The 15,017-nt window shown below is 67.4% G+C and carries 9 protein-coding genes; 1 reads left to right on the top strand and 8 read right to left on the bottom strand.

Annotated elements, in window-relative coordinates:
* Positions 1-46 precede the first annotated feature (46 nt).
* From dxs to ngcE, 8 genes are all read right to left on the bottom strand, one after another.
* A complete protein-coding gene (gene dxs / locus ACWDAG_RS18790; protein ID WP_450696701.1) occupies positions 47-1,975 on the bottom strand; it encodes a 1-deoxy-D-xylulose-5-phosphate synthase in 1,929 nt (642 codons plus the stop codon).
* Between the two features lie 354 nt (positions 1,976-2,329).
* Positions 2,330-3,649, bottom strand: a complete 1,320-nt coding sequence (locus tag ACWDAG_RS18795) for a sugar ABC transporter permease (protein ID WP_450696702.1) — start codon at positions 3,647-3,649, stop codon at positions 2,330-2,332.
* Entirely contained in the window at positions 3,646-4,437 is a 792-nt protein-coding gene (locus ACWDAG_RS18800; RefSeq protein WP_351467770.1) for an ATP-binding cassette domain-containing protein, read from the bottom strand. Before ACWDAG_RS18800 ends, ACWDAG_RS18795 begins: the two co-directional genes overlap by 4 nt.
* A gap of 249 nt (positions 4,438-4,686) precedes the next feature.
* Entirely contained in the window at positions 4,687-5,778 is a 1,092-nt protein-coding gene (locus ACWDAG_RS18805; protein ID WP_450696703.1) for a sugar ABC transporter substrate-binding protein, read from the bottom strand.
* Between the two features lie 134 nt (positions 5,779-5,912).
* Positions 5,913-7,112 (bottom strand): ROK family transcriptional regulator, encoded by a 1,200-nt coding sequence (locus ACWDAG_RS18810; protein ID WP_450696704.1) that lies wholly within the window; start codon positions 7,110-7,112, stop codon positions 5,913-5,915.
* 204 nt (positions 7,113-7,316) lie between these two features.
* A complete protein-coding gene (locus ACWDAG_RS18815; protein ID WP_450696705.1) occupies positions 7,317-8,240 on the bottom strand; it encodes a carbohydrate ABC transporter permease in 924 nt (307 codons plus the stop codon).
* A gap of 4 nt (positions 8,241-8,244) precedes the next feature.
* Positions 8,245-9,171: a carbohydrate ABC transporter permease gene (locus ACWDAG_RS18820; protein ID WP_450696706.1), complete on the bottom strand. Its 927-nt coding sequence runs from the start codon at positions 9,169-9,171 to the stop codon at positions 8,245-8,247.
* A gap of 58 nt (positions 9,172-9,229) precedes the next feature.
* Positions 9,230-10,684, bottom strand: coding sequence for an N-acetylglucosamine/diacetylchitobiose ABC transporter substrate-binding protein (gene ngcE, locus ACWDAG_RS18825; RefSeq protein WP_450696707.1), 1,455 nt, complete (start codon positions 10,682-10,684; stop codon positions 9,230-9,232).
* 375 nt (positions 10,685-11,059) lie between these two features.
* On the opposite strand from ngcE, the gene ACWDAG_RS18830 reads away from it, so the two are divergent.
* Positions 11,060-14,866: a GH92 family glycosyl hydrolase gene (locus tag ACWDAG_RS18830; RefSeq protein ID WP_450696708.1), complete on the top strand. Its 3,807-nt coding sequence runs from the start codon at positions 11,060-11,062 to the stop codon at positions 14,864-14,866.
* The last annotated feature ends 151 nt before the right edge of the window (positions 14,867-15,017 follow it).

Genomic DNA, 15,017 nt, shown 5'->3' on the forward strand with positions numbered 1-15,017 from the left:
ACCCCTGGCGGTGGTGGAAGCGGCCCATCCGGTCGTATCAGGTGGGTCAGTCGCGCGCGGGCTCCACCGCGTCGACCTCGGCCGCCTCACGGTTGAAGCGGCCGTCCAGCTTGGAGACCAGGCCGGTGACCTGGCGGGCGATGTCGGGGGCGGTGAGCCCGATCTCCGTCATGACCTCGGCGCGGGAGGCGTGGTCGAGGAAGCGCGGCGGGATGCCGAAGTCGCGCAGCGGTACGTCGACGCCCGCGTCGCGCAGGGCCTGCGCGATCGCCGAACCGACACCGCCGACACGGGAGTTGTCCTCGACGGTGACGACCACGCGGTGCCGCTCCGCGAGCGGCGCCATGGCCTCGTCGACGGGCTTGACCCAGCGCGGGTCGACCACGGTGGTGGAGATGCCCTGCTTGTCGAGCAAGGAGGCGATCTCCAGGCACATGGGGGCCAGGGCGCCCACGGAGACGAGCAGCACGTCCGGGGTGTCCGTGCCGGGCTCGCGCAGGACGTCCATGCCGCCCACCCGTCCCACGGCGGGTACGGCGGGCCCGACGGCGCCCTTGGAGAAGCGCACCACGGTCGGCGCGTCCTCGACCTCGACGGCCTCCCGCAGCTGCGCCCGCACCTGGTCGGCGTCGCGCGGCGCGGCGAGCCTGAGGCCCGGTACGACCTGGAGGATCGACATGTCCCACATGCCGTTGTGGGAGGGGCCGTCGGTGCCGGTGATGCCGGCCCGGTCCAGGACGAAGGTGACACCGCACTTGTGCAGGGCGACGTCCATCAGGACCTGGTCGAAGGCCCGGTTGAGGAATGTCGCGTAGACGGCGAAGACGGGGTGCAGTCCGCCGGTGGCGAGGCCCGCCGCGGAGACGGCCGCGTGCTGCTCGGCGATACCGACGTCGTAGATCCGCTTCGGGAAGGCGTCCGCGAACTTCTTCAGGCCGACCGGCTGCAGCATCGCCGCCGTGATGGCGACGATGTCCTTGCGCTCCTTGCCGAGTTGCACCATCTCGTCGCCGAAGACGGAGGTCCAGTCGGCGCCGGAGGCCTTGATGGGCAGGCCGGTGTCGGGGTGGATGGGGCCGATGCCGTGGAAGCGGTCGGCCTCGTCCTGGAGGGCGGGCTGGTAGCCGCGGCCCTTCTCGGTGAGGCAGTGCACGATCACCGGGCCGCCGAACCGCTTGGCGCGCGCCAGCGCCGACTCCAGGGCCTCGATGTCGTGACCGTCGATGGGGCCGACGTACTTCAGGCCGAGGTCCTCGAACATGCCCTGCGGGGCGATGAAGTCCTTGAGGCCCTTCTTCGCGCCGTGCAGGGTCTCGTAGAGCGGCCGGCCGACGACGGGCGTGCGCTCCAGGAGGTCCTTGCCGCGGGCCAGGAACCGCTCGTACCCGTCGGTCGTACGAAGAGTCGCCAGGTGGTTGGCGAGGCCGCCGATGGTCGGGGCGTACGACCGCTCGTTGTCGTTGACGACGATGACGAGGGGGCGGTCCTTGGCGTCGGCGATGTTGTTGAGGGCCTCCCAGGCCATGCCGCCGGTCAGGGCGCCGTCACCGATCACGGCGACCACGTGGTCGTCGCGCTCCAGGATCTGGTTGGCCTTGGCGAGGCCGTCGGCCCAGCCGAGCACCGTGGAGGCGTGGCTGTTCTCGATGACATCGTGCTCGGACTCGGCCTGCGAGGGGTAGCCGGACAGGCCGCCCTTCTGTTTCAGCTTCGCGAAGTCCTGGCGGCCGGTCAGCAGTTTGTGCACATAGGACTGGTGGCCCGTGTCCCACAGCACCTTGTCCTTCGGGGAGTCGAAGACGCGGTGCAGGGCGATGGTGAGCTCGACGACGCCCAGGTTGGGGCCGAGGTGGCCGCCGGTCTTGGAGACGGCGTCGACGAGGAAGGTCCGGATCTCCTCTGCCAGCTGGTCCAGCTGCTCCAGGCTGAGCCGGTCCAGATCGCGCGGTCCCCTGATGCGGGTCAGCAGCGGCACCCGTGCCTCCTTGCAGTAGAGCTGTTGCCGGGCTCACCGAGTCTAATGTTCCGCCTGTGCGGACGACGCCCGGGCAGTGCGTGATAGGTCACGCGATCGGCTGTACCCAAGATCGGCCAGGCCTATGACACGACAATGCCCGGCGCCTATGAGGCACCGGGCACCAGGAGCGCCCCGTCAGGGGCGCGGGGGTGTATCGATGTGCGACTACCGCCGCACGGGCGCGACCAGCCACACACGGCCGACAACTGGGGCCGCCTGCGGCCCCTTCAGGGGCGCGGGGAACTGCGCGACCAGCCACAAACGGCCGGCACCCGCAATACCACCGCACCCCTACGGCACGACCGCGGAGCGTTACGCGCGCCCCGCAGCCTTCTGGCTCCGACGGCTGACGGAGTCAATGACCACCGCACCGAGCAGAACCGCACCCGTGATCATGTACTGGATGGACGTGTTCATGTTGAGCAGGTCCAGACCGGTCTGGATCGACTGGATGACCAGCATGCCCAGCAGGGCGGACCACACCGAACCCCGGCCGCCGAACAGCGACGTACCACCGATGACCGCCGCCGCGATGGCGAGCATCAGCGTGTTGCCGCCACCGGCGGTCAGCGTCGCGCTCGCGGTCTGGCCGGCGAAGAACATGCCGCCGATCGCCGCGAACATGCCGGAGATGGAGAACACGGTGATACGGACCATGGGCACGCTGATGCCCGCACGGCGCGCCGCCTCGATGCCGCCGCCGACCGCGAACACCTTGCGGCCGTAGGTGGTGCGCCGCAGTACGAAGTCGACGACCACGAGGCAGGCGAGGAAGATCACCAGGGCGTTGGAGACACCGGCGGCGTTGTTCAGCACGGCCGCGGCCACGAAGGACGCCACACCGAGCAGAGCGACGCGCACCAGGATCTCGCTGGTGGGACGGAAGGGCACCCCGGCGGCCCGGCGGCGGCGCTGCTCGTTGAACTGGCCCACGAGGGACAGGACGACGCCGAGGCCCGCCAGCAGGTAGGCACCGATGACGGCCTGGTCCATGAAGAAGGAGTTCTGGCCGAAGAGGTGCACGGGGCCGGTGTCGGCCGGGATGTTGATGGTGCCGCTGGAGCCCAGCAGCCACAGCATCAGACCGTTCCAGCCCAGGAAGCCGGCGAGGGTCACGACGAAGGCCGGCACCCCGATCCTTGCGAAGAAGAATCCGTGCAGTGCGCCGATACCGATGCCGGTGAGGATGGTCAGGACCAGCGCGAGCCAGTCGTTCATTCCGTGCTGGACCACGAACACGGCGAAGATCGTCGAGGCCAGGCCGCTGACCGAGCCGACGGAGAGGTCGATCTCACCGAGCAGCAGCACGAACACCAGGCCGATGGCGAGCATGCCGGTGGCCGACATGTAGTAGCTGATGTTGGAGAGGTTGTCCGCGCTGAGGAAGCGGTCGTTCTTCAGCTGGAAGATCGTCCAGATGACGATCAGCCCGATGACCACCGGCAGCGAGCCCAGCTCGCCGCCCTTCACCTTGCGCTTGAACTCGGTGAGGTAGCCCTTGAAGCCCTCTTCGCGGACCAGCAGCCGCGGGTCGACGACGGCGACCGGAGCGGCCGTCGGGTCGTCCGCCGGAGTCGTTGACTGCTGCTCCGGCGCGGCGTCCGTCTTGGAAACCTTGGACGTGTCGCTCACTTTGCCGCCTCCGTGCTGCGACGCCCCGCACGACGGGTCACGGCGTTGTCCGTGGCACCCGTGATCGCGGCGATGATCTCTTCGTGGCTGGTGTCCTTCACGGGGAAGGAGCCGTTGTTCCTGCCCAGGCGCAGAACGGCGACGGTGTCCGCGACCGCCTTGACGTCGGCCATGTTGTGGCTGATGAGGATGACGCCGAGGTCACGCTCGCGCAGCCGCTCGACCAGGTCGAGGACCTGGGCGGTCTGCTCGACGCCGAGGGCGGCGGTGGGCTCGTCGAGGATGACGACCTTCGGGTCGCCGATCAGCGCGCGGGCGATGGCGACGACCTGGCGCTGACCGCCGGAGAGGCTCGCGATCGGGATGCGGACGCTCGGGATGCGGATGGAGAGCGTGGACAGCAGCTCCCGGGCGTTCTTCTCCATCGTCACCTCGTCGATGGCGCCGCGGTGCAGCAGCTCACGTCCGAGATAGAGGTTGCCGACCACGTCGAGGTTGTCGCACAGGGCGAGGTCCTGGTAGACGGTCGCGACACCGAGACCCTGGGCGTCGTGCGGCTTGTTGATGCTGACCGGGTTGCCCTCCCACTCGATGACGCCCTCATCGATGGGGTGGACACCTGCGATCGTCTTGACCAGGGTCGACTTTCCTGCGCCGTTGTCACCGACCAGGGCGACGACTTCGCCGGCGTGGACCTCCAGCTCTACGTCGGTGAGGGCCTGGACCGCACCGAACCGCTTGGAGACTCCGCGCAACGCCAGCACGGGCGTAGCGGACACGTGAACCATCTCCTTCGCCGCCTGACCGGCGGGGATGCCGCGCTTGGGGTAGTGCGCGGAGAGGCGTGCGCGAACGCACGCGGTTTACAAGATGAACATGCGCGAATCCGCTGCGCTTGGCAACGGTTCCGTCCGGCGCCCGTCCCGGCAGCGGGGTGGTTGGGCCGGGGCGGGCGCCGGACAGGCTTCGCGGGACCGCTGGGCGGTCACGGGTCGAAGGACCGCCCGGGGGTCCGGGCGGTCACTCGGGTGCGGCGTCTACTTGAGGCCTGCGGCCGCGCACGCCTTGGCGTAGGCGGGGGTGCAGATCTGCTGGACGGTGTACAGCCCGTCCTTGACGACCGTGTCCTTGATGTTGGCCTTGGTGACCGAGACCGGGGTCAGCAGCTGCGAGGGCACCTTGTCGCCGGAGCCGCTGGTCAGCGTCGTGGTGGCGAGGGAGGAGATGCTCTTGCCCTGGGCCAGGTCGACGGCGAGCGTGGCAGCGCCCTCGGCCTCCGGCTTGTAGGCCTTGTAGACGGTGCTCGACTGGCTGCCGGCGAGGATGCGCTGGATGGCGGCGAGCTCCGCGTCCTGACCGGTCAGCGGGATACCGGAGATACCGGCGCCCTTGAGGGTGTTGGCGATGCCACCGGCCATGCTGTCGTTGGCGGAGTAGACACCCGCGATGTTCTTGGCACCGAGCTGGGTGATGGCCGCGGACATCTTCTGGGCGGCGACGGTGTCCTTCCAGAGGCCGGACTGCTCGTAGGCGATGTTCACCTTGCCGTCGAGGGCCTGGTGCGCGCCCTTCTTGAACTGCGCGGCGTTCGGGTCGGCGTCGTCACCGTTGATCATGACGACCTTGGAGCTCTTGGTCGCCTTGGAACCCAGCGAGGTGAGCAGCGCCTGGCCCTGCAGGGCGCCGACCTTGACGTTGTCGAAGGAGATGTACGCGGAGACCGGGCCCTGCGCGAGACGGTCGTAGGCGACGACCTTGATGCCCTTGTTGACCGCGGTCTGGATCGAGGACTTGATGGCCGCGGAGTCCTGGGCGCTGATCACGATGACCTTGACGCCCTTGGTGATCATGCTGCTGACCTGCTGCGCCTGCTTGGCCGCGTCGGCGTTGGCGTTGGCGTACTGCACGGTGCAGCCGGAGCACAGCTCCTTGACCTTGGCCTCGAACAGCGGCCGGTCGAACTGCTCGTAACGGGTCTGCGTGTTGTCGGGAAGAAGCAGGCCGATCGAGGCCTTGGTGCCGCCGGAGCTCGAGCTGCCGGAGTCGTTCTTCTTGTCACCGGCCTTGCCGCAGGCGGCCATGGACAGTGCCATCGAAACCGCGGCCGTGCCGATCACGACTCTACGCATCGTTGCGTTCATTTGGGGGTGCCTCCCTGACAGGGCCGCAACGCTGCGGCCGAGGTGGCTGGAAGTCAACTCGGCCACACGTGCGACGTCAAGAAGTAAATACTTAACGAGATGGCAACGGCGTCATGCGTTCTCTAAGTGAAGGCAGGTGTCGCAGTCGACAAGGTGCCGTCCAAAAGGGTCGAATCGCCCATCTCGCTGAGCGCGAGAGCGAGCGCTCCGAGCACCTCCGCACGACCCCCAAGTGCCCCCGGGAGAACGGACAGTTGGCGCGCTGCACTGGGGATCGCATAGCGGCCGACGGACTCCCTGATCGGACCGAGCAACAGCTCACCGGCCTCGGCGAGATCACCACCGAGGACCACCCGGCTCGGGTTCAGCAGATTGCAGAGATTGGCGACTCCAGAACCGATGTGACGGCCGACGTCGGCGATCACCCGACGGCAGCCCGGGTCTCCGTCCCTGGCCAGCCGCACGACGCCTTCCATCGTCAGGTCGGTGCCGTGGCTCGACTGGAGCAACGGAAGCACGTAGCGCGCTGCCGCAAAGGTTTCCAGGCATCCCCGGTTACCGCAGCGGCAGACAGGGCCCGATTCATCGAGTGTAATATGTCCGATTTCTCCCGCGGTGCCGCCGGGACCCCGATAGATCTTCCCGTTGATCACCAGACCCGCGCCGACACCGCTCGCGACCTTGATGTACGCCAGGTCCCTGACCCCCCGGCCACTGCCCCAGACCAGCTCGCCGAGGGCGCCGAGGTTGGCGTCGTTGTCCACGTGAACGGGCACGCCGAGCCGCCCCCGCAGCTCCTCGGCGGGCTTCGTGCCGATCCAGCCGGGCAGGATCGCGGACGAGCCGAGAGTGCCGGACTCGACGTCGATCGGACCGGGCACGCCGAGGCCCACGCCCGCGACTTTGGACCGGTCGACACCGGTTGCTGCAATCAGGCGATTGACCAGCTCTTCCGCCCGGTCGAAGCCCTGCGACGAAGAGGCGTCCACGTCCAGCGGCTCGGACTCCTCGGCCAGCACCTGGTGGGCGAGGTTTCCGACCGCGACGCGCAAATGCGTATGCCCGAAGTCCACACCGATGACGATCCCGGCGTCGCCGCTGAGCGAGACGCTGCGAGCTCTTCGGCCACCCGCCGATGTGGGCGTGACCTCGACCGTTCCGCCGTCCTTGAGCTCGCGGACGATGTTGGAGACCGTTGCCGCGGACAGCCCCGTGGTCCTCGCGATCTCCGCCTGCGTGAGTGACCCGGCCAGCCGGACGGCCCGTACGACCCGCTCCAGGTTGGCTCGGTGCAGCGACGACTGCGACCCCGGAGTCTCCACGACGACCTCCTGCGCGCGGGACCGCTTCAATGAGGCCCCGTCTATGTCCAACTAGTGAACTCTAAGCTGAGCCGTTCGGGTCGCCTCCCGTCAAGAGGTTGAACTGTTTCCGGGCCCTTGAACCCACCCGGGCACCCGCACACAGAGATGTGCGCGCCGTGCCCCCCAGGCCGGGGAACGACGCGCACACCGGGCGTCGGAGCGCTACTTCAGCGCGCCCGCCGTCAGCCCCTGCACCACCTGCCGCTGGAAGATGATGTACGCCGCCAGCACCGGCAGCATCGCCATCACCAGGCCGGCGAAGAGCCCGGACCAGTCGCCCTTGTAGCCCTGGCTGGCCGCCAGCTGCACCAGGCCCTGGGTGAGCACGCGCTTGTCCGGGTCGGTGTTGAGCACCGTCGGCAGCATGTACTGGTTCCACTGCCCGAGGAAGTTGAAGATCCCCACGCTGATCAGACCGGGCTTGGCCATCGGCAGCATGATCTGGAAGAACGTCCGGCTGTGCGAGGCCCCGTCGACGAACGCCGCCTCCGCGACCGAGGTCGGCAGGGTGCGGAAGAACGCCGTCAGGAAGAAGACCGTGAACGGCAGCGAGTAGGCGATGTAGACCAGGATCAGGCCGTGGATGGTGTTCAGGAGGCCCATGTTGTTCACGACGTAGAACAACGGGACCAGCGCCAGCATGATCGGGAAGCTCATGCCGCCGATGAAGAGGAAGTAGATGAAGCGGTTGCCCGGGAAGTCGAACCGGGCGAGCACATATGCCGCCATGGAGCCCAGCACCAGCGTGCCGATGAGCGAACCGCCCACCACCAGAATGGTGTTGAGGAAGTAGTCGCTCATGTTGGCGTCGGTCCAGGCCCGCGCCCAGTTGTCGAAGTGCAGCTTGTCCGGCAGCGCCCAGGGCGAGCTGAAGATGGAGCTGTCGTCCTTGAAGGACGTCATCACCGCCCACAGCAGCGGCATGACCACCATGAACGCCCACAGGACGAGCATCCCGTGGGAGAAGACGTTGAGGACGTTGCCCTCCTTCTTCTCCTTCGCGGGCGCGGTGGCCGGGGCGTCGACCTTGGAGACGGAGGCGCCGGACTCGGCCGGTACGGAGGCGGGGGTGTCGGTCGTCTTCATGTGATCAGTACTCCAGCCGCTCGCGCCGGCCCAGCCGCATCACGATCGCCGCGAAGGCCAGCGTGACGACGAGCAGGGCGACGCCGATGGTGGTCGCGTAGGCGGCCTGTCCGTCCCGGAACGCCTTCTGGTACACGTACAGGACCATGACGGTGGTCGAGTAGTCGGGACCACCGGGCCCGGTCGTCATGATCTGTACGACCGCGAACGACTCGGCTCCCAGCGCGAGGATGCCCATGTAGACCCAGCCGGACTGCACGGTGTCCCACAACAGGGGCAGGGTGATCCGGAAGAACGTGCTGACGCGGCTCGCCCCGTCCAGCAGCGCGGCCTCGTACAGGTCCGCCGGAATGGAGGCCATACCGGCGGAGAAGAGGACCACGAAGAACCCGACCGTGGACCAGACCAGCACCGCCATCACGCACCACAGGGCCAGGCTCGGGTCGCCCAGCCACAGCGGCTGGACGCTGTCGAGCCCGATTCCCCGCAGCAGGGAGTTGATCGCGCCGCTGTCCGGGTTGTACGCGAAGGCGAACAGCAGCGCCACGATCGCGATCGAGAGCACCTGCGGGAAGAAATAGACGATTTTGTAGAAGGACGAACCGCGGACACCGGAGATCACCGGGCCGCCCCGCCTTCTCCGCCCGCCCACATTGATCATGAAGGCGAAGAACAACGCCAGACTGATCGTCACCACCGGCAGCACCAACGCGAACAGCAGGCTGTGCTGCAACGACTTCCAGAAGATCTCGTCGTCGAGCATCCTTTTGTAGTTGTCGAAGCCGACCATCTTGAATTCGGGGCTCAGGCCGGTCCAGTCCGTGAACGAGTAGTAGATGGACTGGATGAACGGCCAGACGACAAACAGCGCATACAGCCCCAGGGGCAGCGCCAGAAACCCCACGATGAACCGGTACTTGCCGTGCTGCATTACTACCTACCCCGATCTCTGGGCGGGTGCTGCCTGTGCTGCAGGTGGTGACGGACCCTCACTGGTGCTTGTAGTGCTTGATCGACGTGTCCTTGGCGGCCGCGTCGGCGAAGCCCTGGATCTTCTTGATGGCTTCGGCCGGGGTGAGACGGCCGGCCATCATCTCGCCGAGGCCCGCCACACCAATCTGCTCCTTCTGCAACTGGACGTACCAGTCCTGGAGGCGCGGATTCAGGACGTTGTCCCCGGCCAGCTTCAGCGCCGCGACACCGGACTTCAGGCCCGGGGTCAGGGAGATCCCGGTGGTGCCGCCGTTGAACGCGGTCAGCGACTTGACCTTGGTGGTGAAGTTCTTCGAGGAGGCCTCGCTGAGCATGATGCGCAGCTGCTCCATCCCGCCCTCGGGGTTCGCCGCCTTGGCCGGGACGATGAAGGGCTCGCCGCCGGAGGCCCAGATGGTGCCGAAGGGCATCTTGTCGGAGCTGTCGATGCCGGTGGGCGCGGAGACCGCGAGGTTGAAGTCGGCCGGGATGACGTTCGCCGACTCGTTCTCCACCCAGGAGCCGTTCGGGATGAACAGCGCCTTGCCCTTGGCCCACGCCGTCTGCGACTGGATGTGGTCGAGGCCGGGGGTGCCCTTGAGGATGTAGCCCTTCTTGTAGAGCTCGTAGTAGGCGTCGAAACACGCCTTCACGGCGGGGTGCTTCCAGGCGTTCGGCTCCAGGTTGTCGATGGCGTCGAGGACCTCGCGGCCGCCGACCTTGCCGATCATCGGGTAGAGCGAGAACGGGATGTAGTACGGGTACTTGCCCGCGTACGTCCAGCCCGCCATGCCCTTCTTCTTGGCCTTCTCGCACACGGCGAGCATCTCGTCCCAGGTCTTCGGGTACTGGGCGTCGAGCGAGTCCAGCGCCTTCTGCGAGTACCAGACGCCGTACACCGTGTAGGCGTAGTACATGATCCAGACGGGGTTGCCGTCGAACTGGCCCATCTCCACGATGCCGGGGCGCAGCGTGTCGCGGACCTTCTTGTTCGGGTCGTCGTAGGACGGGGCGTCGAGGAGCGGGGTGAGGTCGGCGAGCTGCTTCTTGCCGACCAGGACGCCCATGTCCATCTGCTCGGCGCCGGAGTTGTCGATGAGGTCCGGCGGGGTGCCCTGGTTGAAGCGGGGCTGGAGTGTGGACTGGATCTTCTGGGTGGCGGAGAACTTCACCTTCACCTTGGGGAAGTTCTTCTCGTAGATCTTCACGGCGTCCTGGGCGTACTCCTTGCCGAAACCGCCGTCGAACAGGACGAACTCCATACCCGCGGTGTCGTTCACGCCCAGCGGGTTCTTGGCGGTCTTCTTGCCCGCCTTGGCCTTGTTCCCATTGTCGCCGCCGCCACTGCTGGCGCAGGCCGACAGGAAACTCATCGTGGGTACGGAGATCAGTCCGAGCGCGGCAGACCGCTTGATCAGATCGCGGCGGCCGACACCCGCGTTGCCGGTGTTCTCGGCGGAAGTGGATCCCATGCTCAAGTCCTCGCCTTCTCCAGGACTCAGGCGGTGAACCGGATCCTCCCCGGCACCGCGGTCAGGTCAGCAGGGTCGTGCAGGAAGTGCGGATGGTGAAGAACGGATCAGGTGAATCGCCGACAGGTATAGTCCACTTCCCGCCAACGGAGCAAGATCGAATGCAAGGTTGGCCAATGGTCTTATCCGAGTTGAGACCTCCAGGAAATATGAGCCGCCTGTGGCCACCTTGCCGGAAAAATCCGCGACATACGCCCCGAATGCCACAGTCAACACCCTTGACATCACTGAGCACTTGACCCACTACTGGTCTCTGCGCGTCACAGTTGACAACGTTGTCCACAAGCGCAGGGAGCGCAGGGAGGGTGTCGGCGTATGCGGCACAGAGCTCGGCACAGATGGGGTCCGGCGGTCGTGCTCACGGCCGCCTTTGTCATGGCGGTCGGCTCGCAGGGGGCGGCGGTCGCCCTGCCCGACGCGCCGTCCAAGGCCGACCGGGAGTTCGCCTCCTCCTTCGAGGCGGGCGACCCGGCGCCCGACTGGCTCAACACCGTCGACACCGCGGCGGACGGCAGCAAGCGGGCCTCCGGTGTCGACGGCGGCTACAGCACCGGCATCCCGGGCAATGTCACCGACCATGTCACGGACGTGCGCGCCAGTGCCGAGAACGCGGGCGGCGGCGAGGTGAAGGAGAACCTCGTCGACGGTGAGTCCGGCACCAAGTGGCTGACCTTCGATCCCACCGGCTGGGTGGAGTTCGACCTGGACAAGCCGATCAAGCTGGTGACCTACGCGCTCACCTCGGCCAATGACTTCGCCGAGCGCGATCCGAGGGACTGGACCCTGCAGGGCTCCACGGACGGCAAGGACTGGAAGACGGTCGACAGCCGCTCCGGCGAGTCCTTCGCCGAGCGCTTCCAGACGAGGTCGTACGACCTCGCCGAGCCGGCCGAGTACCAGCACTTCCGGCTCGACATCACGAAGAACAACGGCGCGGACGACATCCTGCAGCTGGCCGACGTGCAGTTCTCCACGGGCGGCAGCGGCGGCCCCGTCCCGCAGGACATGCTCTCGCTGGTGGACCGCGGTCCGAGCGGATCGCCCACCGCCAAGGCGGGCGCAGGGTTCACCGGAAAGAGGGCCCTGCGTTACGCCGGACGGCACACCGCCGACGGGCGGGCGTACTCGTACAACAAGGTCTTCGACGTGAACGTGGCCGTCGGCCCAGGCACCCGGCTGTCGTACCGGATCTTCCCGTCGATGGCGGACGGGGACCGCGACTACGACGCCACGAACGTGTCGGTGGATCTCGCCTTCACGGACGGCACCTATCTGAGCGATCTCGGCGCGACGGACCAGCACGGCTTCACGCTGTCACCGCAGGGCCAGGGCGCCTCGAAGGCCCTCTACGTCAACCAGTGGAACAACGTGGCCTCGCGGATCGGATCGGTCGCGGCCGGCAGGACGGTCGACCGGATCCTGGTGGCGTACGACTCCCCCAGGGGCCCGGCGAAGTTCCGTGGCTGGCTGGACGACATCGCGCTCCAGCAGGTGGCGCCCGAGCAGCCGAAGGCCCATCTGTCCGACTACGCGCTCACCACCCGCGGCACCAACTCCAGCGGCGGCTTCTCACGCGGCAACGACTTCCCCGCGACCGCCGTGCCGCACGGCTTCAACTTCTGGACGCCGGTGACCAACGCGTCCTCGCTGAGCTGGCTGTACGACTATGCACGTGCGAACAACGACGACAACCTGCCGACGATCCAGGCGTTCAGCGCCAGTCACGAGCCGAGCCCGTGGATGGGCGACCGGCAGACCTTCCAGGTGATGCCGTCGGCCGCCCCCGGCACTCCGGACACCGGCCGCCAGGCCCGGGGGCTGGCCTTCCGGCACGAGAACGAGACCGCGCGGCCGTACTACTACGGGGTGCGGTTCGAGAACGGTCTGAAGGCCGAGATGGCCCCGACCGATCATGCGGCGGCGCTCCGGTTCACCTACCCCGGCGACGACGCGAGCGTGGTCTTCGACAACGTGACGGAGCAGGCGGGGCTCACGCTCGACAAGGACAAAGGGATCGTCACCGGCTACTCGGACGTGAAGTCCGGGCTGTCGACGGGCGCGACCCGGCTGTTCGTGTACGGCGTCTTCGACAGGAAGGTGACGGACGGGTCGTCGAGCGGGGTCAAGGGCTATCTGCGCTTCGACGCCGGCGACGACCACGCGGTCACCCTGCGGCTGGCCACCTCGCTCATCAGCGTCGACCAGGCCAAGGACAACCTCCGCCAGGAGATCCCGGACGGCACGTCCTTCGACATGGTGAAGAACCGCGCCCAGCGGATCTGGGACCGCCTGCTCGGGAAGGTGGAGGTCGAGGGCGCGACGCCGGACCAGCTGACCACGCTGTACTCGTCCATGTACCGGCTCTACCTGTACCCCAACTCCGGCTTCGAGAAGGTCGGTTCGACGTACCAGTACGCCTCCCCGTTCTCGCCGATGCCCAGCCAGGACACCCCGACGCACACCGGCGCGAAGATCGTGGACGGCAAGGTGTACGTCAACAACGGCTTCTGGGACACCTATCGGACGACCTGGCCCGCGTACTCCTTCCTGACGCCTTCTCAGGCGGGCGAGATGGTCGACGGTTTCGTCCAGCAGTACAAGGACGGCGGCTGGACCTCACGCTGGTCCTCCCCCGGCTACGCGGACCTGATGACGGGCACCTCCTCGGACGTGGCGTTCGCGGACGCGTACGTCAAGGGCGTCCGCTTCGACGCGAAGGCGGCGTACGACGCGGCCCTGAAGAACGCGACGGTCGTGCCCCCTGAGGCGGGTGTGGGCCGCAAGGGAATGGACACCTCGCCCTTCCTCGGCTACACGAGCACCGACACGCACGAGGGCCTGTCGTGGGCGATGGAGGGCTACGTCAACGACTACGGCATCGCACGGATGGGTCAAGCGCTCTACAAGAAGACGGGCGAGAAGCACTACAGGGAGGAGTCGGAGTACTTCCTCAACCGCGCGCAGGACTATGTGGATCTGTTCGACTCCAAGGCCGGCTTCTTCCAGGGCAAGGACGACAAGGGCGACTGGCGCGTGGACTCCGCCAAGTACGACCCCCGCGTCTGGGGCTACGACTACACGGAGACCAACGGCTGGGGCTACGCCTTCACCGCCCCGCAGGACAGCCGGGGCCTCGCCAACCTCTACGGCGGCCGCGGCGGCCTCGCGGACAAGCTCGACGAGTACTTCGCCACCCCCGAGACGGCTTCCCCGGACTTCGTCGGCTCGTACGGCGGCGTCATCCACGAGATGACGGAGGCGCGGGACGTCCGGCTGGGCATGTACGGGCACTCCAACCAGGTCGCGCACCACGTGATCTACATGTACGACGCCGCCGGGCAGCCCTACAAGGCGCAGAAGAACGTCCGCGAGGTGCTCTCCCGCCTCTACACCGGCAGCGAGATCGGGCAGGGCTACCACGGCGACGAGGACAACGGCGAGCAGTCGGCCTGGTACCTCTTCTCCGCGCTCGGGTTCTACCCGCTGGTGATGGGCAGCGGCGAGTACGCCATCGGATCACCGCTGTTCAAGAAGGCGACGGTGCACCTGGAGAACGGCGAGGACCTGGTCGTCAAGGCACCGAGGAACAGCACGAGGAACGTGTACGTGCACGGGCTGCGGGTCAACGGCCGTACCTGGACGTCGACTTCACTTCCGCACGCGCTGCTCGCGCAGGGCGGGGTCCTGGAGTTCGACATGAGCTCGAAGCCCTCCTCCTGGGGCACCGGCAGGAACGCGGCTCCCGTGTCGATCACCCAGGACGACAAGGTGCCGACGCCGCGGGCGGACGTGCTGAAGGGTGCCGGGCCGCTGTTCGACAACACCTCGGCCACGGACGCGACGGTGACCTCCGTGGACCTGCCGGTCTCCGGGCCGGTCAAGGGCCTTCAGTACACGGTGACTTCGTCGTCCGACCGCGCGTCGGCGCCAACCGGCTGGACGCTCCAGGGCTCGGACGACGACGGCACCACCTGGCGGACCCTGGACAAGCGGTCCGGCGAGTCCTTCACCTGGGACCGGCAGACACGCGCGTTCACGGTGGGGTCCCCGGGAACATACGGGAAGTACCGGCTGGTCCTCGACGGCGAGGCGGTGGTGTCGGAGCTCGAACTGCTCGCCTGAGCAGCAGCGTTGGGGGCTGCCCGCGTCAACTGGTTTGACAGGGCATTCGGTTGAGGCGGTAGGGTTTGGTGCAGGCCATGCGACAACGTTGTCGTCGCACTCGGTGTCGCCACAAGCCAGCACCACCCGGGCAGGTACTCCCCCGGCCTGC

The organism is Streptomyces sp. NPDC001157, assembly GCF_053598255.1.

Coding starts and splice junctions, on each gene's coding strand:
- ACWDAG_RS18805 (WP_450696703.1), bottom strand. CDS start 5,778: ATGCGTAGAGTCGTGATCGGCACGGCCGCGGTTTCGATGGCACTGTCC.
- ACWDAG_RS18820 (WP_450696706.1), bottom strand. CDS start 9,171: ATGCAGCACGGCAAGTACCGGTTCATCGTGGGGTTTCTGGCGCTGCCC.
- ACWDAG_RS18800 (WP_351467770.1), bottom strand. CDS start 4,437: ATGGTTCACGTGTCCGCTACGCCCGTGCTGGCGTTGCGCGGAGTCTCC.
- ACWDAG_RS18830 (WP_450696708.1), top strand. CDS start 11,060: ATGCGGCACAGAGCTCGGCACAGATGGGGTCCGGCGGTCGTGCTCACG.
- ngcE (WP_450696707.1), bottom strand. CDS start 10,684: ATGGGATCCACTTCCGCCGAGAACACCGGCAACGCGGGTGTCGGCCGC.
- ACWDAG_RS18815 (WP_450696705.1), bottom strand. CDS start 8,240: ATGAAGACGACCGACACCCCCGCCTCCGTACCGGCCGAGTCCGGCGCC.